Consider the following 19,225-nt stretch of genomic DNA (forward strand, 5'->3'; position numbering starts at 1 on the left):
GGCTGCACGCTCTCGAGCCGCAGGGGCGTCGTGCCGGTGCCGACGACGACCTCGCGGCCGGATGCCACCACCCGGCCGGGAGGGATCGGGGGCGCGTCCGAGGCCGACGCCCGCAGCACCTTGAACCGGGCGCCGTCGAACGTGGTGTGCGCTCCGGGCTCGGGGGTGACGCCCGCGATGCGATGCAGCAGGGAGGCGGCATCCTGCGACAGATCCAGAGCGCCGTCCTCGAGGGTGAGCTTGGGGGCGAGCGTCGGCTCGCCGGTCTGCGGAACGGCCCGAGCGGTGCCGTCGGCGATCGCATCGACGACGCGATCGAGCAGCGGGGCGCCGATGCGCGCGAGGTCGTCCAGCACGTCGGCCGAGGTGGCCCCCGACGGCACCTCGTAGCGCTCCTCGGCGAAGACGTCGCCGGCGTCCAGCGCCGCGACCAGCTGGAACACGCTCGCCCCGGTGACGGGGTCTCCGGCGATGAGCGCGCGCTGGACGGGCGCGGCGCCGCGCCACTTGGGCAGCAGCGAGAAGTGCAGGTTGATCCAGCCATGCGTCGGCGTCGACAGCAACGGCTCGCGCACGAGCCCGCCGTACGCCACGATGACGCCCAGATCGGGCGAGAGTGCGCCCACCTGCGCGGTGACGTCGGCGTCGAGGCGGTCGGCTTTGAGCACCGGGATGCCGAGCTCTTCTGCAGCCTCGGCGACCGGCGACGGGGTGAGGACGCGTTTGCGCCCGAGAGGGGCGTCGGTGCGGGTCACGACGGCGGCGAGGTCGTGGCGACCGGCGGCGAGTCGACGCAGGGAGGGGACGGCGACGGCGGGGGTACCGGCGAAGACGAGGCGCATGGTTCTCCTCAGGCTCTCAGGAGCGGGCGGGTGATGACGGGGCGATCGTTGCTCGCCCGCTCAGAGGTCGGGCTCGGGGATGTCGAGGCGGACTCTGAGCGTACTGCGGGGGCGGGGACCGCGATCCTTGCGCGACTTGCGGGCGCGCAGGGCGTCGGCGATCACCCCCGCGCGCAGCGCGTCGGCGACGGCGCGACCGTGGGCGTAGTCGAAACGGACCAGGGCGCGCGAGGTCGAGGCGTCGGGGTCGGTCGAGGTGTCGACCGGGCCGAGGATGGCGAGGGGGTCGAGATCGGGGACCGTCTCGCGCAGCGACGACAGCAGCGCGTCGACGCTCCGGGCGTGTCCGTCGACGCTCGCCACGCGCACGGCGGGCGGCATCCGCAGGGGGAAACGGTCTGCGAGCTCGGCGCGCGCGTACGCCGGCTGCGTCCAGGTCGCGAGCGCTCGCGCGACGGGACCGGCGACCCCGACGAGGTGGACCGGCGCGCCGGGGGCGGCGAGGGCCGCGGCGTTCGACCACCACCGCAGGCAGTGCTCGCCGATGCGCAGCGCCTCGTTCTGCAGCATCCGGTCGCCGTCGAGCAGGATCACGGCCCGGTATCCCCCGCGCGCGAGGGGTTCGGCTCCGCGCGTGGCGATCACCAGTGCGGGGGCCGCGTCGACCTCGGCGACGGGATGCGCGCCGTCCGCGACGATCACACGCGTGTTCGGGAACGCGCGCCCCAGCTCGTCGGCGGTGCGCTCGCTGCCCGAGGAGGCCATGCGCAGTTTGACCGAGCCGCAGTGTCCGCACGCCCACGCGTGGGCGCTGCGCCCGCACCAGGCGCACACCGGCGTGGCTCCGGGCCGGGACGCGCGCAGAGGACCCGCGCAGTGCTGACAGCGCGCGGGACGGCGGCAATCGGCGCAGACGAGCGAGGGCGCGTAGCCGGGGCGCGCGACCTGCACCAGCACCGGTCCCTGCGGCAACGCTTCGCGAGCGGCGGCGAAGGCCGAGGACGGCACGCGCGACTGCCGCTGCTCGCCCTCTCTCGTGGCGCTGAGCACCACGCGCGGACTGGGCCGGCGAGCCTGAGGGAGGTCGCGCACATAGCCCACGTCGACCAGCCGCTGCACGTCGGTCGTGCGGGTGTGACCGGCGAACAGCAGCGCGGAGTGCTCGAGCTCCTGACGCACCAGCGCCGCGTCGCGGGCGTGCACCCCCGGCGCCAGCGGCTCGGCCAGCAGGGTGTCGCCGTCGTCCCAGATGGCGACGAGGCCCGTGTCGTGCGCGGGCGCGTACACGCCCGAGCGGCGGCCGACGACGATGCACGGGACGGGCGCGAGGGTGCGCAGGTACTGGGCGTAGCGTGCCGGACCGGCCTGATCGGCGTCGTCGCGGACGACGGCCTCGGGCGCGACGAGCTCGGCCAGGGCGGCGAGCAGCTGCGCCTGATCGCGGTAGTCGGGCACGACGAGCACGGCGCTGCGCCCGCGCGCCAGCGTGTGCACGGCCGCGGCGGCCAGCAGGTCGGCCCACGCGCCCCGCGGCAGCTCGGGGTGCGGGCGCGGCGGGGCGTCGACGGCGAGGCGTTCGCCCGCGTCGAGGGCCGTCGCGAGGCCGGGATACGCAGCGAGGGTCGTCTCGGCGCGCTCGCGCGCGGCGGGGACGATCTCGGGCGCCTCGGGCGCGGGGGCCGCCGCCCAGGCCTTCTCGGCGCGCACCATGCGTTTCGGGACGGCCAGGCGCAGGATGTCGCTCACCGAGCCCGCGGCACGATCGGCGACGCGACGGGCGAGGGTGTACAGACGCTCGGGCAGCACCGGCATCGGCGAGACCACGGCCTCGACGGCCGAGAGCGGGCGCTCGGTGCCGTCGTCGGCGACGACCTCGACCACGAAGGCGTCCATCATGCGGCCCGCGGAGCGCAGGGGCACCTTGACCCGCACCCCGGGGGCGACGTCGGCGACGAGCGGGTGCGGGACGGCGTAGTCGAACAGGCGGTCGAGCTGCGGAACCGACGACTCCAGCTGCACCCGCGCGACCCGACGCTCGCTCATGACGACACGCCGAGCGCCGCCGTTGCGCCGAGCGCCGCCGTCAGGCCGTGCGCCGCCGTCAGGCCGAGCGCCGCCGTCGCGCCGAGCCGACGACGCCCGTCCGCGGCCCGCAGCGGCATCCCGGTCGTCGACCGGTCGCCGATCGATCCGCGGGCGGGGCGGACTCCCCCACCCACGCTCAGAGTCCGGCGGCCGCGCGCAGCTCGTCGACGCGGTCGGTGCGCTCCCAGGTGAAGTCCGCGAGCTCGCGACCGAAGTGGCCGTACGTGGCGGTCTGCGCGTAGATCGGGCGCAGCAGGTCGAGCTGTTCGACGATGGCCGCGGGGCGCAGGTCGAATACCTCGCGGATCGCCCGCACGATGACGTCGTCGGCCACGTGGGCGGTGCCGAACGACTCGACGTACAGACCGACGGGGTTGGCCTTGCCGATCGCGTACGCGATCTGCACCTCGAGGCGGTCGGCGAGCCCCGCGGCGACGGCGTTCTTGGCGACCCACCGCATGGCGTAGGCCGCAGATCGGTCCACCTTCGACGGGTCCTTTCCGCTGAACGCCCCACCGCCGTGACGGGACGCGCCGCCGTAGGTGTCGATGATGATCTTGCGCCCGGTCAGCCCGGCGTCGCCCTTGGGGCCGCCGATGACGAAGGGCCCGGCCGGGTTGATGTAGTACTTCACGTCGGGCAGGTCGAGACCCGTCTCGGCGAGCACGGGATCGATCACCGCGGCCTGCACCTCGGCACGCAGGTCTTCTTGCGAGATGTCGGGGTGGTGCTGCGTCGACAGCACGACGGAATCGACCGAGCGGGGAACGAGGCCGTCGTAGCCGAGCGTGACCTGGGTCTTGCCGTCGGGACGCAGGAACGCGAGCTCTCCGCTCTTGCGGACGGATGCCAACCGCTCGGCGATGCGGTGCGCGGTCCACGCCGCCATCGGCATGAGCTGCGGGGTCTCGTTCGTGGCGAAGCCGAACATGATCCCCTGGTCGCCCGCGCCTTGCAGGTCGCGCGGGTCGACGGAGCCGCGCTCGCGCTGCTCGAAGGCCTTGTTGACGCCGGCGGCGATGTCGGAGGACTGCGCGCCGATGGACACGCTGACGCCGCACGAGTCGCCGTCGAACCCCGTGTCGCTCGAGGTGTACCCGATGCGGGTGACCACGTCGCGCACGATCGCGGGGATCTCGACGTAGGCGCTCGTGGACACCTCGCCGGCGACGTGCACCAGACCCGTCGTGACGAGGGTCTCGACGGCGACACGACCGGAGGGGTCTTCGGTGAGGATCGCATCGAGGATGCTGTCGGAGATCTGGTCGCAGATCTTGTCGGGGTGTCCTTCGGTGACGGACTCGGACGTGAACAGGCGCAGGTCGGTCAAGACGACTCCGGAGGGCTGAAGGGGCGGGGACGGGCACAAGTATGCCCCGGGCGGCGGTGAGCCGCCCGGGGCATCGTCACATCTGTGAACAGATCACGAGAGTGCGCGGGTGTGGATCACTCCGCGGCGCGCAGGCGCAGCTTGTCTTCGTGGATCTCGTGCAGCGCGATGGTGAGGGGCTTGTCCTCGACGGTGGAGTCGACCAGGGGGCCGACGTTGTCGAAGAGGTTGCCCTCGTGCAGGTCGGAGTAGTAGTCGTTGATCTGACGCGCGCGCTTGGACGCGTAGATGACGAGCTGGTACTTCGAGTCGACCTTGTCGAGCAGAGCGTCGATGGGCGGGTCGATGATGCCCTTGTCACGTCCGGCCATGGGGAACCTCCTGGTTCGGCGGATGGGGTGGATGCGGCGCGACGAGCGCCGAAGCATCCTCTTATTCTAGCCGACGCCGACCCGGCCCGTGCCGAGGGGCGTCGCGGGTCGTCGTCAGTGCTGCGCGGACGCCAGCGCCACCACGTCGCGAGCCGCGGAGGCCACGTCCTCGTTGACGACGCGGTAGTCGAACTCGTTCTGCGCGGCGAGCTCGACGCGGGCGGTGCGCAGGCGACGCGCGCGCTCCTCGGCATCCTCGGTCCCCCGTCCGACCAGACGGTCGACGAGTTCGTCCCAGCTCGGCGGGAGCAGGAACACCAGGGTCGCCGAGGGGTCGGCCGCCCGCACCTGGCGGGCGCCCTGCAGGTCGATCTCGAGAAGGGCCGTTCCGCCGGCCGCGAGCACGCGCTCGATGGGCTCTCGGGGCGTGCCGTAGCGGTTCTGGTTGTGCACCACGGCCCACTCCAGGAGCTCCCCCGCCGCGACGAGGCGGTCGAACTCGGCGTCGTCGACGAAGTAGTAGTGCTGCCCGTCGACCTCGCCGGGCCGGGGTGAGCGCGTCGTCGCCGACACCGAGAGGTGGATCTCGGGGTAGTTCTCTTTGATGTGGGCGGCGACGGTGCCCTTGCCGACCGCGGTCGGACCGGCCAGCACGATCAGGCGGCTGCGTCCCTCGCGCGGACCGGGCTCGGGCCAGCGCGCGTCGAGGTAGGCGCGCAGCGCGTCGCGCTGGCGCGTACCGAGACCCCCGAGGCGCTTGACGGGCGAGATGTTCAACGAGGTCAGGATGCGGTCGCGCTTGCTCTCGCCGATCGCGGGGATCGCCGTGAGGAACTCGGTCACGCGCATCGCGCCGGCCGCCGACTGCGGGTCGGCGAGGGCCCGCCGCAGCAGCTCCTGCGGAGAGATGACGCGCGTCGAGACGTCGCGCTTGAGAGCGGCGCGCTCGCGACGGGCCTCGACGGCGCGTCGCGACGCGGCGGCGCGGTCGACCTCGGGCGGACGACGGGTTTCAGCCATTCAAGGACTCCCGGTAGAGCGCGGCGCGCTCGTCGATGCGGGCGGCGAGACGGTCGGGTCCGACCGCGAGGATGCTGCGGCTCTCGTTCGCCACGACGCCCTTGGCGACGTAGCCGAACAGACGGCGCAGGTCGGACGGGGCGGCGCCCTGCGCACCGAAGCCCGGCGCGAGGATCGGCATGCCGGCCAGCGCCACGTCGCCCAGCCCGAAGGCGCCGCGGTCGACCGTGGCCCCCACGACCACGCCCACCGGGCCCAGAGCCCCGGGCGCGCCGATGTTCGCCTCGTTCACGTCGTGCGCCACGCGCGCGGCGACGTGCTCGCGATCGCCCACGGCGAGGGCGTCGTCGACGATCGCGCTCTGCAGCGCACGCGCCTCGGGGTTGCTCGTCGCGGTGAGCACGAACGCGCCCTTGCCGTGTCGCACGGCCAGGCCGAGCGTGTCGCGCAGCGAGTCGGCGCCCATGTAGGGCGACAGGGTGACGGCATCCGCCTCGAGAGGAGCACCGGGCTCGAGCCACGCGTGCGCGTAGCCCTCCATGGTCGTGCCGATGTCGCCGCGCTTGGCGTCCGCGATGACGAGCAGGCCCGCCTCGCGGGCGGCGGCCATCACGTCCTCGAGCGCCGCGAACCCCTTCGACCCGTACCGCTCGTAGAACGCCACCTGCGGCTTGACCACGCCGACGCGGCCGCGGGCGGCCTCGACCACCCGCAGGCCGAAGTCGCGGGCACCGGATGCCGTGGCATCCAGCCCCCACGCCGACAGCAGTGCGGCGTGGGGGTCGATGCCGACGCACAGGGCACCGTGCAGGTCGAGGGCGGCCGAGAGCCGCTGACCGAACGTGTCGCTCACAGGCGTCCCGCGCGATCGGTGGCGTGCTCCTGGAGGCTGCGGACGGCGAAGCCGTCCTTCATCGCGCCCAGCGCGCTGACCGCGGCGCCGAGGACGGCCATCGTGGTGAACAGCGCCTTGTCGGCGGCCACCGCGGCGGCGCGGATCTCGTAGCCGTCGGCGCGGGCCGTCCCGCCCGAGGGGGTGTTGACGATCATGTCGATCTCTCCGGCGTTGATCAGGTCGACGACGTTCTGCTCGCCGGAGCCCTGCGTCTCGGAGTACTTCTCGACGACCTTCACCCGGATGCCGTTGCGCGCGAGGATCTCGGCCGTGCCCTCGGTCGCCATGAGCGAGAAGCCGAGCTCCTGCAGACGGTGAGCGGGCAGGATGACGGCGCGCTTGTCGGCGTCGGCGACCGAGATGAACACGGTCCCCGACGTCGGCATGCCGCCGTACGCCGCCTCTTGGCTCTTCGCGAACGCGGTCGGGAAGTCGCGGTCGATGCCCATGACCTCACCGGTCGAGCGCATCTCGGGGCCGAGGACCGAGTCGACGGTGTGGCCGTCGGCGGTGCGGAAGCGCTTGAACGGCAGCACCGCCTCTTTGACGGCGACCGGCGCGTCGAGCGGGACGCGCGAGCCGTCCTGCGCGGGCAGCAGTCCCTCGGTGATCAGCTCGGCGATGGAGCTGCCGGCCATGATGCGGCTGGCCGCCTTGGCGAGCGGGATGCCGAGCGCCTTCGACACGAAGGGCACGGTACGGCTGGCGCGCGGGTTCGCCTCGATGACGTACAGCACGCCCGCCGAGATCGCGAACTGCACGTTCAGCAGTCCGCGCACGCCCACGCCCTTCGCGATCGCCAAGGTCGCCTCGCGCACGCGGTCGACCTCGGTGCGGCCGAGCGACACCGGCGGCAGGGTGCACGAGGAGTCGCCGGAGTGGATGCCGGCCTCTTCGAGGTGCTCCATCACCCCGCCGATGTACAGGTCGGTGCCGTCGTACAGCGCGTCGACGTCGAGCTCGATCGCGTCGTCGAGGAAGCGGTCGACCAGCAGCGGCAGGCCGGGGCCGATGATCGCCTGGTCGGCCACGCGCACGAAGTAGTCGCGCAGCGCCTCGGTCGAGTAGACGATCTCCATGCCGCGACCGCCGAGCACGAAGCTCGGGCGCACCAGCACCGGGTACCCGATCTCTTCGGCGACCTGGACGGCCCCCTCGACGTCGATCGCGGTGCCGTTGCGCGGGGCGACGAGACCGGCGTCGTCGAGCAGGCGCGAGAAGAGCTCGCGCTCCTCGGCGAGGTCGATCGCCTCGGGGCTCGTGCCGAGGATGGTGTACCCGGCCGCCTCGATGCCCTTCGCCAGGCCCAGCGGCGTCTGGCCGCCGAGCTGGCAGACGACGCCGAGGATCGTGCCCGACTGGCTCTCGGCGTGCAGCACCTCGAGGACGTCCTCGAGCGTCAGCGGCTCGAAGTACAGGCGGTCGCTCGTGTCGTAGTCGGTCGACACGGTCTCGGGGTTGCAGTTGACCATGACGGTCTCGTACCCGGCATCCGCCAGCGCGAAAGAGGCGTGCACGCACGAGTAGTCGAACTCGACGCCCTGGCCGATGCGGTTCGGGCCCGAGCCGATGATGACGACCTTGGTGCGGTCCGAGGGCGTGACCTCGGTCTCGGCGTCGTACGAGGAGTAGTGGTACGGCGTCAGAGCCGGGAACTCCCCCGCGCACGTGTCGACGGTCTTGTAGACCGGGCGCACATCCAGCGCGTAGCGGGTCTCGCGGACGGCGGCCTCGTCGAGACCGCGCAGCTCGGCGATCTGCGCGTCGCTGAAGCCGTGCTCCTTCGCGACGCGGAGGGTGTCGGCATCCAGCTCGGAGGCGGCGGCGATGAACTCCGCGACCTCGTTGATCAGCACCATCTGGTCGATGAACCACGGGTCGATCGCGGTGGCGTCGAAGGCCTGCTCGGGCGTGGCGCCCTTGCGCAGCGCCTGCTGCAGCACGACGATGCGGCCGTCGGTCGGGGTCTTCGCGATCTCGAGCAGCTCCTCCACCGAGCGCGACTCCTCGCCCCAGTGGAAGCTCGACCCGCGCTTCTCGAGCGAGCGCAGCGCCTTCTGCAGGGCGGTCGTGTAGTTGCGGCCGATCGCCATCGCCTCGCCGACCGACTTCATGGTCGTGGTCAGCGTGGTGTCGGCGGCGGGGAACTTCTCGAAGTTGAACCGCGGCACCTTGACCACGACGTAGTCGAGCGTGGGCTCGAAGCTCGCCGGGGTCACCTTGGTGATGTCGTTCGGGATCTCGTCGAGGCGGTAGCCGATCGCCAGCTTCGCGGCGATCTTGGCGATCGGGAAGCCCGTCGCCTTCGACGCCAGCGCGCTCGAGCGGGACACGCGCGGGTTCATCTCGATGACGATGATGCGGCCGGTCTTCGGGTGGACGGCGAACTGGATGTTGCAGCCGCCGGTGTCGACGCCCACCGCGCGGATGATGTCGATGCCGATGTCGCGCAGCTTCTGGTACTCGCGGTCGGTCAGCGTCAGCGCGGGCGCGACGGTGATCGAGTCGCCGGTGTGCACGCCGACCGGGTCGACGTTCTCGATCGAGCAGACGACCACCGTGTTGTCGGCGGTGTCGCGCATGAGCTCGAGCTCGTACTCCTTCCACCCGAGGATCGACTCCTCGAGCAGCACCTCGTTGGTGGGCGAGTCGTGCAGGCCCGCACCGCCGATGCGGCGCAGGTCGGCCTCGTCGTACGCGAAGCCCGAGCCCAGGCCCCCCATCGTGAACGAGGGGCGGACGACCAGCGGGTAACCGAGCTTCTCGGCACCGGCGAGCAGTTCGTCCATCGAGTGGCAGATGACGGATGCCGCGACATCGGCGCCCGCCTCCAGCACCAGCTCCTTGAAGATCTGACGGTCCTCGCCGCGGTTGATCGCGTCGAAGTCCGCGCCGATGAGCTCGACGTCGTACTTCTCGAGGATGCCGCGCTTGTGCAGCTGGATCGCCGCGTTCAGCGCGGTCTGCCCGCCCAGGGTGGGCAGGACGGCATCCGGCTTCTCTTTGGCGATGATCGACTCGATGACCTCGGGGGTGATCGGCTCGATGTAGGTCGCGTCGGCGAAGTCGGGGTCGGTCATGATCGTCGCCGGGTTGGAGTTGACGAGGATGACGCGCACCCCCTCTTCGCGCAGGACGCGGCAGGCCTGGGTGCCGGAGTAGTCGAACTCGCAGGCCTGACCGATGACGATCGGGCCGGAGCCGATGACGAGGACGGAGCGGATGTCGTCGCGCTTAGGCATTGGTCTTGGTCTCCTGATCAGCGATCACCATGTCGCGGAAGCGGTCGAACAGGTAGTTGGCGTCGTGCGGACCCGAGGCGGCCTCGGGGTGGTACTGCACGCTGAACGCGGGGATGTCGAGGGCGCGCAGACCCTCGACGACGTTGTCGTTGAGGCCGATGTGGCTGACCTCGACGCGCCCGAAGCCCGCGGGGCTGTCGACGATCTCGTCGAGGGGGGCTTCGACCGCGAAGCCGTGGTTCTGCGAGGTGATCTCGACGCGGCCGGTGGTCTTGTCGAGCACGGGCTGGTTGATGCCGCGGTGACCGAACGGCAACTTGTAGGTGCCGAAGCCCAGGGCACGACCCAGCAGCTGGTTGCCGAAGCAGATGCCGAAGAACGGCAGGCCGTCGCCGAGCACCGCGCGCAGCAGCTCGACATGCTGGTCGGATGCCGCGGGGTCGCCGGGACCGTTGGAGTAGAACGCCGCGACCGGCTCGATCGCGCGGATCTCGTCGATGGTCGCCGACTGGGGGAAGACGTGCACGTCGAACCCGCGCGCCGCGAGGTTGTCGATGGTCGACTTCTTCACGCCCAGGTCGAGCACCGCGAGGTTGCCGATGCGCTCGGCGGTGGCCGGGGTGACCTCGACCTCGGTGACCGAGACCTCGGCCGACAGGTTGCGGCCCGCCATGCCCGGCGCCTCGCGCACGCGGCGCAGCTGCTCGTCGGCGTCGAGGCTCGCGGCCTCACCCGAGAACACGCCGCCGCGCATGCTGCCCGAGGAGCGGATGCGTCGCGTCACCGCGCGCGTGTCGATCCCCGAGATGCCGACGATGCCGTCCTCGACGAGCGCCTCGTCGAGCGAGCGGTTCGCGCGCCAGTTCGACACCATGCGCGAGGGGTCGCGCACGACGTAGCCGGCCACCCAGATGCGACGCGACTCGGGGTCCTCGTCGTTCACGCCGGTGTTGCCGATGTGGGGGGCGGTCTGCAGGACGATCTGTCCGGCGTACGACGGGTCGGTGATGGTCTCCTGGTACCCGGTCATGCCGGTGGCGAAGACGACCTCGCCGAGGGTCTCGCCGCGCGCGCCGTACGCGCGGCCGGTGTAGCGGGTGCCGTCTTCGAGCACGAGGACGGCCGGTTCGCGCGCGGACAGCGCGGAAGGGATCAGGGCGGTCATGCGTCGCTTCCTGTCGAGGTGATGAGCGGACGGATGGCGTCGGCGAGGGCTTTCGCCGAGGCATCCTGAGGTCGGAGGTAGGTGTCGACGACCGTGTCGTCGTCGATGCGCCAGCTGACGCGGGTCAGCCCGTCGCGCTCGACCACGCGGTCGATGGCGACGGTGGCCTGGGCGGCATCCACGAGGCGGTCGCGGGTGAGCGCGATGCGCGGCTGGCCCGGCAGGTCGAGCGCGACGCCGGCCGAGGTGACCGTGACGTCGACGCGGGAGCGGAAGCCCAGACCCTTGAGGGCGAGACGCTCGAGCGGCTCGTCGTGACGGGTCGTGGCGACGTAGAGCCCCGGGAACACCGCCGTCTCGACGGCGTCCGCGGGCAGCTCCCCCACCGGGACGGAGTAGCGCGCATCGCGCCGCGTTCGTCGCACCCAGGCCCACGCGAGCAGCGCGAGCAGGACGACGGCGATGCCGGCCATGACCAGCAGGGCGCCCTCGCGACTCACGCGAGCGCCCCGGGGGCGTCGAGCACCGCGCCGTCGACGACGGTCGGGATGCCGGCGCGCACGGTCCACCGCACCTCGCCGGGGAGCTCCCGGCCTAGGTACGGCGAGTTCGTGCTGCGACCGCGCAGGTCCGCGACCGCGAACGTCCGCGTGGGGCGCGGGTCGTACAGCGTGAAGGTCGCGGGCTGACGGGCCGCGACGGGCGTGCCGTGACCGTCGAGTCGGCCGATGCGCGCGGGCGTCGCCGACATCACGCGCGCCACGTCGGCCCAGGTCATCAGGCCCGTCTCGACCATCGCCTGGTGCACCACGCGCAGCGCGCTCTCGAGGCCGACCATGCCGTTTGCCGCGGCCGCCCACTCGCAGGCCTTCGCCTCGGCGGGGTGCGGGGCGTGGTCGGTCGCCACGATGTCGATCGTGCCGTCGGCGAGACCCTCGCGCACGGCGAGCACGTCCTCTTCGCGGCGCAGCGGCGGGTTGACCTTGAAGCGCGGGTCGTAGTCGCGTACGAGCTCGTCGGTCAGCAGCAGGTGGTGCGGGGTGACCTCGGCGGTGACGTTGACGCCGCGCTTCTTGGCCCAGCGGATGATGTCGACCGAGCCCGCGGTGCTCAGGTGGCACACGTGCAGGCGCGAGCCGACGTGCTCGGCCAGCAGCACGTCGCGCGCGATGATCGACTCCTCGGCGACGGCGGGCCAGCCGGTGAGGCCCAGCTCGGCCGAGACGGCGCCCTCGTTCATCTGCGCGCCCTCGGTGAGGCGCGGGTCCTGCGCGTGCTGGGCGATCACGCCGTCGAACGCCTTCACGTACTCCAGCGCTCGGCGCATGATGAGCGGGTCGAAGACGCAGAAGCCGTCGTCGCTGAACACGCGGACGCGGGCACGGGAGTCGGCCATCGCGCCGAGCTCGGCGAGCCGCTCGCCCTTCTGCCCCACCGTCACGGCCCCGATCGGCTGCACGTGCACGTAGCCGGCGGCCTCGCCGAGGGCCAGCTCCTGCTCGACCACCCCGGCGGTGTCGGCGACGGGCGAGGTGTTCGGCATGGCGAAGACGGTGGTGAAACCGCCCGCCGCGGCCGCCCGCGAACCCGTGAGGATCGTCTCGGATGCCTCGAACCCGGGCTCCCGCAGGTGCACGTGCAGGTCGACCAGGCCCGGGAGGGCGATCAGCCCATCGGCGTCGACGACGGTCGCACCGGCGTGCGACAGGCCCGACCCGGTCTCGGCGATGACGCCGTCCCGGACGAGGAGGTCGGTGGCATCCTGACCCTCGACGCGCGCGCCGCGCACCAGAAGGGTCTGGGGGGTGGCGTGGCTCATCGGAGGTCCTCTCTCTCGCTGTCGGGCCGCTCGCCCGCCAGCAGCAGGTACAGCACGGCCATCCGCACGGAGACACCGTTCGTGACCTGCTCGAGCACCGTCGAGCGCGGGGAATCGGCGGCTTCGGCGGAGATCTCCAGGCCCCGGTTCATCGGACCGGGGTGTAGAACGATGCTACCGCCCGGCAGGGCCTGCAAACGCCGAGCGTCCAGTCCGTAGCGCCGGGAATACTCCCGTTCAGTCGGGAAATACGCCGCCGACATGCGCTCGAGCTGGATGCGCAGCATCATGAGCGCGTCGGGAGCGGCGGCGATCGCGCGATCCAGGTCGTACTCGACCTCGATCGGCCAGCCGCTGACGTCCTGCGGCACCAGGGTGGGCGGAGCCACCAGCGTGACGTGCGCGCCGAGGGTGTGCAGCAGCCACACGTTCGAACGGGCGACGCGGGAGTGCAGCACGTCGCCGACGATCGTGACCCGGATGCCGTCGAGGTCGCGGCCGCGGCTGGCATCGCCGTGCAGGCGCTTTCGGATCGTGAAGGCGTCGAGCAGAGCCTGCGTCGGGTGCTCGTGGGTGCCGTCGCCCGCGTTCACCACGCCGGCGCTGATCCACCCGGACGTCGCGAGGGTGCGCGGGGCCCCGGACGCGCCGTGGCGGATGACCACGGCATCCGCCCCCATCGCCTGCAGCGTCTGGGCGGTGTCCTGCAGCGACTCGCCCTTGCTGACGCTCGAGCCCTTCGCCGAGAAGTTGATGACGTCGGCCGAGAGGCGCTTGGCGGCGGCCTCGAACGAGATGCGGGTGCGCGTGGAGTCCTCGAAGAAGAGGTTGACGACGGTCTTGCCGCGCAGCGTCGGAAGTTTCTTGACCTCGCGGCGCTGGGTGTCGGCCATGTCCTCGGCGACGTCGAGGATCTCGAGGGCGTCGGCGCGCGAGAGGTGCTGGGTATCGAGCAGGTGCCTCATGACTCGATCGTCACCTCTTCGACGCCGTCGACCTCGGCGAGTCGGACGTTGACGCGTTCGTCGCGCGCGCTCGGCAGGTTCTTGCCCACGAAGTCGGGGCGGATGGGGAGTTCGCGGTGGCCCCGGTCGATGAGCGTCGCCAGGCGCACCGCGGCGGGGCGCCCGATGTCCTGCAGGGCGTCGAGGGCGGCGCGGATGCTGCGGCCCGAGAACAGCACGTCGTCGACGAGCACGACGGTCTTGCCGTCGATGCCGCCGACGGGGATCTCGGTGCGCCGCGGGGCTCGCGTCGGGTTGCGGTGCAGGTCGTCGCGGTACATCGTCACGTCGAGCGCGCCGACCGGGACCTGTGCGCCGCCGAAGTCGCCGATCATCGGGGCGATCCGGTTCGCGAGCGTGACGCCGCGGGTCGGGATGCCGAGGAGGACGAGACCTTCCGGTCCCTTATTGGACTCCAGGATCTCGTGCGAGATGCGCGTCAAAGCGCGGGCGATATCGGCATCGTGCATGACGGTGCGCGTATTCATCCGCTGCTCCCTTCTCCGCCTCACGGGACGGGGTTAAAGGTTGCTGTGGTTCTTCGTCGAGTCTAGCGGGTGGCGTTGGACGGCGCGGGGTCGGCGTCGCACGGGCGCGCTCGACGCGTGCGGCCGCGCCGACATGCAGCCGGGCCGGTTACGTCCTGCCCCGCCGAGGTCACGTGATCTCGGCGAGGTCACATGCCAAGGCACGGCGTGTCGGCGAGATCACGTGATGTGGCGCACCCCGGGGGCGTGGCGAGCGGGCGGGGTTCAGCCCGCGGCGACCTGCGCGGCCGCGGCGCGCTCGCCGCTGGCGGTCGTGCGGATCGGCGTCGAACGGATCGGGTGACCCGTCGTCGTCAGGCACCGACCGGTCTCGAGGTCCCACTTCCAGTCGTGCAGCGAGCACGTCAGCACGCCGTTCTCGATCTTGCCGGTCTTGGTCAGGTCGGCGCGCAGGTGCGGGCACCGACGCTGCACGGTCCACCCGTCGATCTCGGCATCCTCGGTCTGATCGCTCTGCTCGGCGTACCAGTTCTCGACGTACTCGATGCGGTCGCGCGAGAGGCACTTGAGGAACGTCGTGAGGAACTCGTTGAACTTGCCCGAGCGTCCGACCTCGAACTGCATCGACAGGAAGATCGAGTTCGACCAGTCGATCTCGTGGTCGCGGATGTTCGTCGAGACCAGGTCGGCGGGGATCGTGTACCAGTAGATGCATTCCTCGCCGGCGTACTCGCGCAGCTTCGCCTTGGGGAAGTCCACGACCATGTCGAGCTCGCCGATGCGGAAGCGCACCACTCCCCCGACGCCGTTGCGGATGGTCCGGGCGCGGCGGAGCAGCGGCTCCCACCACTCCTTCAGCGCGGCGAGCATCTCGGCCGGCGGGATGACGTCGGCGCGGGTGGCGACCTCGGCGCGGATCTCGTCCTGACGGCTGTCGCGCTGCTCGGCGAGGTAGTTCCACTTGTCGCCGAAGACGCGTTCGATCTCGGCATCCGTGTACAGGGTCTGCGTCACCGTGACGTCCGAACCCTGCACCTCGACCTCGGTGCCCGGCAGGAACAGGTAGCCCTTCTGGTCGGGGCGCTCCTGCTTCATGTGCGCGAGGAACTCACGCTGGTCGGTGAAGATCGAGTCGTTTTCGAGCCCCGTGCCGTTGTAGCGGAACAGCTCCTCGCGCAGGAACATCGGCGGACCGGCCATCGGGAAGACGTGCTCCGCGTCGACCTTGTCGATGTAGTACATCGCGCGCTTGTTCTGCGCGTCGCGCTTGAGCTGAGCGAAGTTCTGCTTGGCATCCTGGGGCAGGTCGTAGACCATGGGCCACCAGATAGCTCCCGAGACCTGGGTGAAGTACGCGTCGGGCTTGCCGAAGTCGAACAGCTTCTCGAGATCGAGGGGGTGCGAGTCGTTCTGGTTGAGCACGGATGCCGTGCCGTCGTCGAGCGACAGCGAGGAGTCGCCGATCGGCCCGTCGGACGGCGCGCGCAGCGGCGTCACCATGAGCTTCAGGTCGCCGAACTGCAACGGCACGCCCGCCTCGGTGCGGACGAGGTTGGTGTAGCCGAGGGCCAGCAGGTCTTGCTCGAGGTCGTCGGTGGGGTACTCGGGCAGCAGCACCTTGATGTCCTTCGACACGTAGCGCTCCAGCATCGCCGGGTCGAAGTGGTCGCGGTGGCGGTGCGAGATGTAGAGGAAGTCCGCCTTGCCGAACCGCTCCCAGTCGAGGGCGCGGTTGTCGGGGAACGGGAACCACGAGCCGAAGAAGCTCGGACCGATGACGGGGTCGCAGATGATGCTGCCGCCCCGCGTCTCGATGAACATGCCCGCGTGGCCGAGGCCGGTGATCTTCATGTCGCTCCTGTGTCGTGGACGGAACCTGACGAGTCTACGCGGGGCCGGCTGGAAGGGTTCGGGGAGCGCGGGGTGTCGGGAGGATGGATGCCAGCCTCCGGTGCCCGCGGCCGGACGTACCCTCTTGGTCACTCTCCCGCGAAACCCCACCAGCCCTCGCGCAAATCGAGGGCCCACGCGGCGCCGCGCAGTACCGGCATGCCGAGGATCACCTCGAGGGGCCCCGCACCGGGCCCACCGAGCCCGGTGAGGTCCGTCACCGCGACGACCGACGGCGCGAAACGACGACCACCGATCGTCAGGGCATCGGCCCGCGCCAGGACGACGGCGCGTTGGGCACCGCGCGCGTCGCCGGCGTCGGCGGTCTCAATCGGCTGGAACAGTTCGGCGTGACGCCGTGCGAAGCCTGCATCCACGAGCGAGACGTCGGCCCCGGAGTCCCAGAGCGCCATCACTTCGACGGTTCCCCATGTCACGCCGACGAAGGGATGACCGGAGGGCGATTGGGCCAGCGGTCGCCGCGCGTCGGGGGCGTCCGTCGCATCGAAGCAGAGGGTGCCGCGCGCGAAGTCGAAATCGAGGCGGTGCCGCGCGAGGACGTCGAGGCCGAGGATCGGCCGCGCCGCGGGATGCTCTTCGAGGTCGAATCGCGGCTCTCTCACGCCAAGTTGTCCGACCTGCATCCAGCGCGCGTCGACCCGGTGCGACGCGCCACCGGCGGCGAAGGCGCCGCGTCCACCCGGGCGCTCCCGAACGGTACGTCGCAGGTGCGCCGTGGTCTCGTCGGCGACCAGGCTGCTCGTCGCGCCGCCGGTATCGACCACGAGCCGGTGAGGGAATCCGTCGATCGTCACGTCCGCCCACACGGTCGTGGCACCGTCGAGCTCGTCATCGGCAACGATGTCGATACGCGTGTACAGAGTCATTCGAGGATCCTGGGGACGGGCGCGGGGGTCGCGGTCATCCGACGAGGTCGTCGACCGCGGGGAGGTCCGCGTAGCGGTGGGCGATGAACGGATCGGCGGGATACGCCGTCCGCCGCGCCGGGACCAGCCGACGCAGGGCCACCGCACCCACCGCGACGACGACGACGCCGACCCCGGCCGGCGGATCCACGCAGCACGCGACCGTCACCCCTCCGACGCTCGTCGCCAGGGCGGGGAGCGCGCGACCGTCGACGTCGAGGGTGCCGGCATCCCACCGCCCGTCATCCTCGGCGAGCCGGACGAGCTCGGCGGTGGAGTCGGGGAGTTCCGGGACGCGGAACGCGGTCAGTGTGAGGAACCCGGACATCCGCGCGTCGTCGACAGCGGCCCACCGGGACGAGGTCACCAGCGCCGTGGCCCTCTCGCCCCGCGCCGCCAGCGTCACGTCGGTGGCGGGGGCGGTCGTGAGGCCGTTCCAGCCGGAGAGCCAACGCCGCGGTTCCGACACCTCGTCGGGGAACACCGCCTCGAAGAGCGGGAAAGCGGGTGGGTGGTAGCCGGGCTCGGTGCTCGTCATGTCGCCCCCCGCCTCTTCGGTCGATCGTTCGTCGACCGGGAGTGCGAGACTACCCGCCCACCGGTCTCACTCTCCCAGCAGCGCACGGATGTCATCCGCCTCGAGCGACGCCGCGAACGCGTCGTCATCGTCGATCACCGCGTCGAACAGCGCGGCCTTGCGCTGCTGCAGCGCGCGTACCTTCTCTTCGACCGTGCCCGCCGCGATGAGCCGGTAGACGAACACGCTCCTGATCTGGCCGATGCGATGCGTGCGGTCGATCGCCTGCGACTCCGCCGCGGGGTTCCACCACGGGTCGAGCAGGAAGACGTAGTCGGCCTCGACGAGGGTCAGACCGAAGCCGCCGGCCTTCAGGCTGATGAGGAACACGGGGGCTTCGCCCGCGCGGAAACGCTCCACCACCTCGCCCCGCCGAGCCGTGCTGCCGTCGAGGTGCGCGTATGCGAGGCCGGCGGCATCCAATCTCTCGGCCGCGAGATCGAGGAACGACGTGAACTGACTGAACACCAGGGCACGGTGCCCCTCGGCGGCGATCTCGACCAGTCGCTCCAGCAACTCGTCGAGCTTGGCGGACCCCAGGTGGGCGTCGCGTTCGTCGACGAGCCCCGGGGCCAGCGCCAGCATGCGCAGCAGCGTCAGGGAGCGGAAGACGATGAAGCGCTGGCGGTCCAGGTCGTCGAGCAGCCCGAGCACCTTCTGGCGTTCCCGCTGCAGGACGCGGTCGTAGAGCTCCTGGTGAGCGGGCGAGAGGGCCACCGTGATTTGCTGCTCCTGCTTGGTCGGCAGATCGGATGCCACGACGTCCTTCGTGCGGCGCAGCAGGAACGGTCGCACGCGGCGACGCAGACGATCGAGCGTCTTCTCGCGGTGCGCGCTCGCCGCCGCGGCCGAGAGGGCCGTCGGTTGATCGGTGGGCAGCTGCTCGATCGCGCGCGTGTAGTCCTCGCGGAACCGCCGGATCGAGGGAAAGAGCCCCGGTGCCGTCAGCGAGAGCAGGGCCCACAGGTCGTCGAGGCCGTTCTCGACCGGCGTCCCGGTCGCGGCGAAGACGGCATCGGAGCGCAGGGCGGCGATGGCGCGGTGCACGCGCGTCGCGGGGTTCTTCACGAACTGCGCCTCGTCGAGCACGACACCCGACCAGTGCGGGACGGCGAACTCGTCGGCATCCGTCCGGACGACGCCGTACGGGGCGACGACGATGTCGGCTCGGGCGGCGATGTGGGCGATGGTCTGCCGACGCCGCACGGATGTCGCCTCGACGACCGCGACGCGCAGTCCGGGCGCGAAGCGGGCGGCTTCGTCGCGCCAGGTCGGCAGCACCGAGGTGGGTGCGACCACGAGCCAGGGGCGCGGATCGGGCAGGGTGCGCGTGTGCGCGATGAGGGCGAGCAGCTGCAGGGTCTTGCCGAGCCCCATGTCATCGGCGAGGATGCCGCCCAGCCGATGCCCGTGCAGCAGGGCGAGCCACGACAGACCTTCGCGCTGGTACGGCCGCAGCTCGGCGAGGAAGCCGGGCGGCGTCGGCAACGCGGGCACCGCGGTGACGTCGGCCAGCGCGCGCGCGAGGCCCCGCCACTCGATCGCGGCCTCGGACTCGTCCGCGAGGTCCT

General features: G+C 71.5%; 17 protein-coding genes. All 17 read right to left on the reverse strand.

Going from position 1 to position 19,225, the window contains the following annotated elements; genetic code table 11:
- Window positions 1-842: methionyl-tRNA formyltransferase (gene fmt, locus DBR36_RS03990; RefSeq protein ID WP_108317659.1), on the reverse strand; the 842-nt coding region annotated here is incomplete at its 3' end.
- 60 nt (window positions 843-902) lie between these two features.
- Window positions 903-2,885, reverse strand: a complete 1,983-nt coding sequence (locus DBR36_RS03995; protein ID WP_108317660.1) for a hypothetical protein — start codon at window positions 2,883-2,885, stop codon at window positions 903-905.
- Window positions 2,882-3,061 carry a hypothetical protein gene (locus DBR36_RS18040; RefSeq protein WP_108317661.1) on the reverse strand — a complete coding sequence of 60 codons (180 nt, stop codon included), beginning with the start codon at window positions 3,059-3,061 and terminating at the stop codon, window positions 2,882-2,884. Before DBR36_RS18040 ends, DBR36_RS03995 begins: the two co-directional genes overlap by 4 nt.
- Before the next feature lie 2 nt (window positions 3,062-3,063).
- On the reverse strand, window positions 3,064-4,257 hold the full coding sequence (gene metK, locus DBR36_RS04005; RefSeq protein ID WP_108317662.1) for a methionine adenosyltransferase: 1,194 nt from the start codon (window positions 4,255-4,257) through the stop codon (window positions 3,064-3,066).
- A 116-nt stretch (window positions 4,258-4,373) separates the two neighbouring features.
- On the reverse strand, window positions 4,374-4,628 hold the full coding sequence (gene rpoZ, locus DBR36_RS04010; protein WP_055837405.1) for a DNA-directed RNA polymerase subunit omega: 255 nt from the start codon (window positions 4,626-4,628) through the stop codon (window positions 4,374-4,376).
- A 114-nt stretch (window positions 4,629-4,742) separates the two neighbouring features.
- Window positions 4,743-5,648 carry a guanylate kinase gene (gene gmk, locus DBR36_RS04015; RefSeq protein ID WP_108317663.1) on the reverse strand — a complete coding sequence of 302 codons (906 nt, stop codon included), beginning with the start codon at window positions 5,646-5,648 and terminating at the stop codon, window positions 4,743-4,745.
- Window positions 5,641-6,501: an orotidine-5'-phosphate decarboxylase gene (gene pyrF, locus DBR36_RS04020; protein WP_108317664.1), complete on the reverse strand. Its 861-nt coding sequence runs from the start codon at window positions 6,499-6,501 to the stop codon at window positions 5,641-5,643. The genes gmk and pyrF overlap by 8 nt, the downstream gene beginning before the upstream one ends.
- Window positions 6,498-9,785: a carbamoyl-phosphate synthase large subunit gene (carB, locus tag DBR36_RS04025; RefSeq protein WP_108317665.1), complete on the reverse strand. Its 3,288-nt coding sequence runs from the start codon at window positions 9,783-9,785 to the stop codon at window positions 6,498-6,500. Before carB ends, pyrF begins: the two co-directional genes overlap by 4 nt.
- On the reverse strand, window positions 9,778-10,950 hold the full coding sequence (gene carA, locus DBR36_RS04030; RefSeq protein WP_108317666.1) for a glutamine-hydrolyzing carbamoyl-phosphate synthase small subunit: 1,173 nt from the start codon (window positions 10,948-10,950) through the stop codon (window positions 9,778-9,780). The genes carB and carA overlap by 8 nt, the downstream gene beginning before the upstream one ends.
- A complete protein-coding gene (locus DBR36_RS04035; RefSeq protein ID WP_108317667.1) occupies window positions 10,947-11,450 on the reverse strand; it encodes a hypothetical protein in 504 nt (167 codons plus the stop codon). The genes carA and DBR36_RS04035 overlap by 4 nt, the downstream gene beginning before the upstream one ends.
- Window positions 11,447-12,769 (reverse strand): dihydroorotase, encoded by a 1,323-nt coding sequence (locus DBR36_RS04040; RefSeq protein ID WP_108317668.1) that lies wholly within the window; start codon window positions 12,767-12,769, stop codon window positions 11,447-11,449. The genes DBR36_RS04035 and DBR36_RS04040 overlap by 4 nt, the downstream gene beginning before the upstream one ends.
- On the reverse strand, window positions 12,766-13,734 hold the full coding sequence (locus DBR36_RS04045; RefSeq protein WP_108317669.1) for an aspartate carbamoyltransferase catalytic subunit: 969 nt from the start codon (window positions 13,732-13,734) through the stop codon (window positions 12,766-12,768). The genes DBR36_RS04040 and DBR36_RS04045 overlap by 4 nt, the downstream gene beginning before the upstream one ends.
- The gene (gene pyrR, locus DBR36_RS04050; protein ID WP_108317670.1) at window positions 13,731-14,261 is read right to left on the reverse strand and encodes a bifunctional pyr operon transcriptional regulator/uracil phosphoribosyltransferase PyrR; all 531 of its coding nucleotides are present in this window, start codon (window positions 14,259-14,261) and stop codon (window positions 13,731-13,733) included. The genes DBR36_RS04045 and pyrR overlap by 4 nt, the downstream gene beginning before the upstream one ends.
- A 264-nt stretch (window positions 14,262-14,525) precedes the next feature.
- Window positions 14,526-16,112 (reverse strand): Rieske 2Fe-2S domain-containing protein, encoded by a 1,587-nt coding sequence (locus DBR36_RS04055; RefSeq protein ID WP_108317671.1) that lies wholly within the window; start codon window positions 16,110-16,112, stop codon window positions 14,526-14,528.
- A 128-nt stretch (window positions 16,113-16,240) separates the two neighbouring features.
- Window positions 16,241-17,038, reverse strand: coding sequence for an aspartyl protease family protein (locus DBR36_RS04060; RefSeq protein WP_108317672.1), 798 nt, complete (start codon window positions 17,036-17,038; stop codon window positions 16,241-16,243).
- Window positions 17,039-17,072: 34 nt separating this feature from the next.
- Window positions 17,073-17,615, reverse strand: coding sequence for a hypothetical protein (locus tag DBR36_RS17565; RefSeq protein WP_181373469.1), 543 nt, complete (start codon window positions 17,613-17,615; stop codon window positions 17,073-17,075).
- A gap of 66 nt (window positions 17,616-17,681) precedes the next feature.
- The coding region (locus DBR36_RS04075; protein ID WP_146185219.1) for a DEAD/DEAH box helicase at window positions 17,682-19,225 on the reverse strand (1,544 nt) is incomplete at its 5' end.

The organism is Microbacterium sp. HMWF026 (assembly GCF_003061325.1).
GTDB classification, from domain to species: Bacteria; Actinomycetota; Actinomycetes; order Actinomycetales; family Microbacteriaceae; genus Microbacterium; species Microbacterium testaceum_E.

Coding starts and splice junctions, on each gene's coding strand:
- DBR36_RS03995 (WP_108317660.1), bottom strand. CDS start 2,885: ATGAGCGAGCGTCGGGTCGCGCGGGTGCAGCTGGAGTCGTCGGTTCCG.
- pyrR (WP_108317670.1), bottom strand. CDS start 14,261: ATGAATACGCGCACCGTCATGCACGATGCCGATATCGCCCGCGCTTTG.
- rpoZ (WP_055837405.1), bottom strand. CDS start 4,628: ATGGCCGGACGTGACAAGGGCATCATCGACCCGCCCATCGACGCTCTG.
- DBR36_RS04045 (WP_108317669.1), bottom strand. CDS start 13,734: ATGAGGCACCTGCTCGATACCCAGCACCTCTCGCGCGCCGACGCCCTC.
- DBR36_RS04055 (WP_108317671.1), bottom strand. CDS start 16,112: ATGAAGATCACCGGCCTCGGCCACGCGGGCATGTTCATCGAGACGCGG.
- gmk (WP_108317663.1), bottom strand. CDS start 5,648: ATGGCTGAAACCCGTCGTCCGCCCGAGGTCGACCGCGCCGCCGCGTCG.
- DBR36_RS17565 (WP_181373469.1), bottom strand. CDS start 17,615: ATGACGAGCACCGAGCCCGGCTACCACCCACCCGCTTTCCCGCTCTTC.
- carA (WP_108317666.1), bottom strand. CDS start 10,950: ATGACCGCCCTGATCCCTTCCGCGCTGTCCGCGCGCGAACCGGCCGTC.
- carB (WP_108317665.1), bottom strand. CDS start 9,785: ATGCCTAAGCGCGACGACATCCGCTCCGTCCTCGTCATCGGCTCCGGC.
- DBR36_RS04040 (WP_108317668.1), bottom strand. CDS start 12,769: ATGAGCCACGCCACCCCCCAGACCCTTCTGGTGCGCGGCGCGCGCGTC.
- DBR36_RS04060 (WP_108317672.1), bottom strand. CDS start 17,038: ATGACTCTGTACACGCGTATCGACATCGTTGCCGATGACGAGCTCGAC.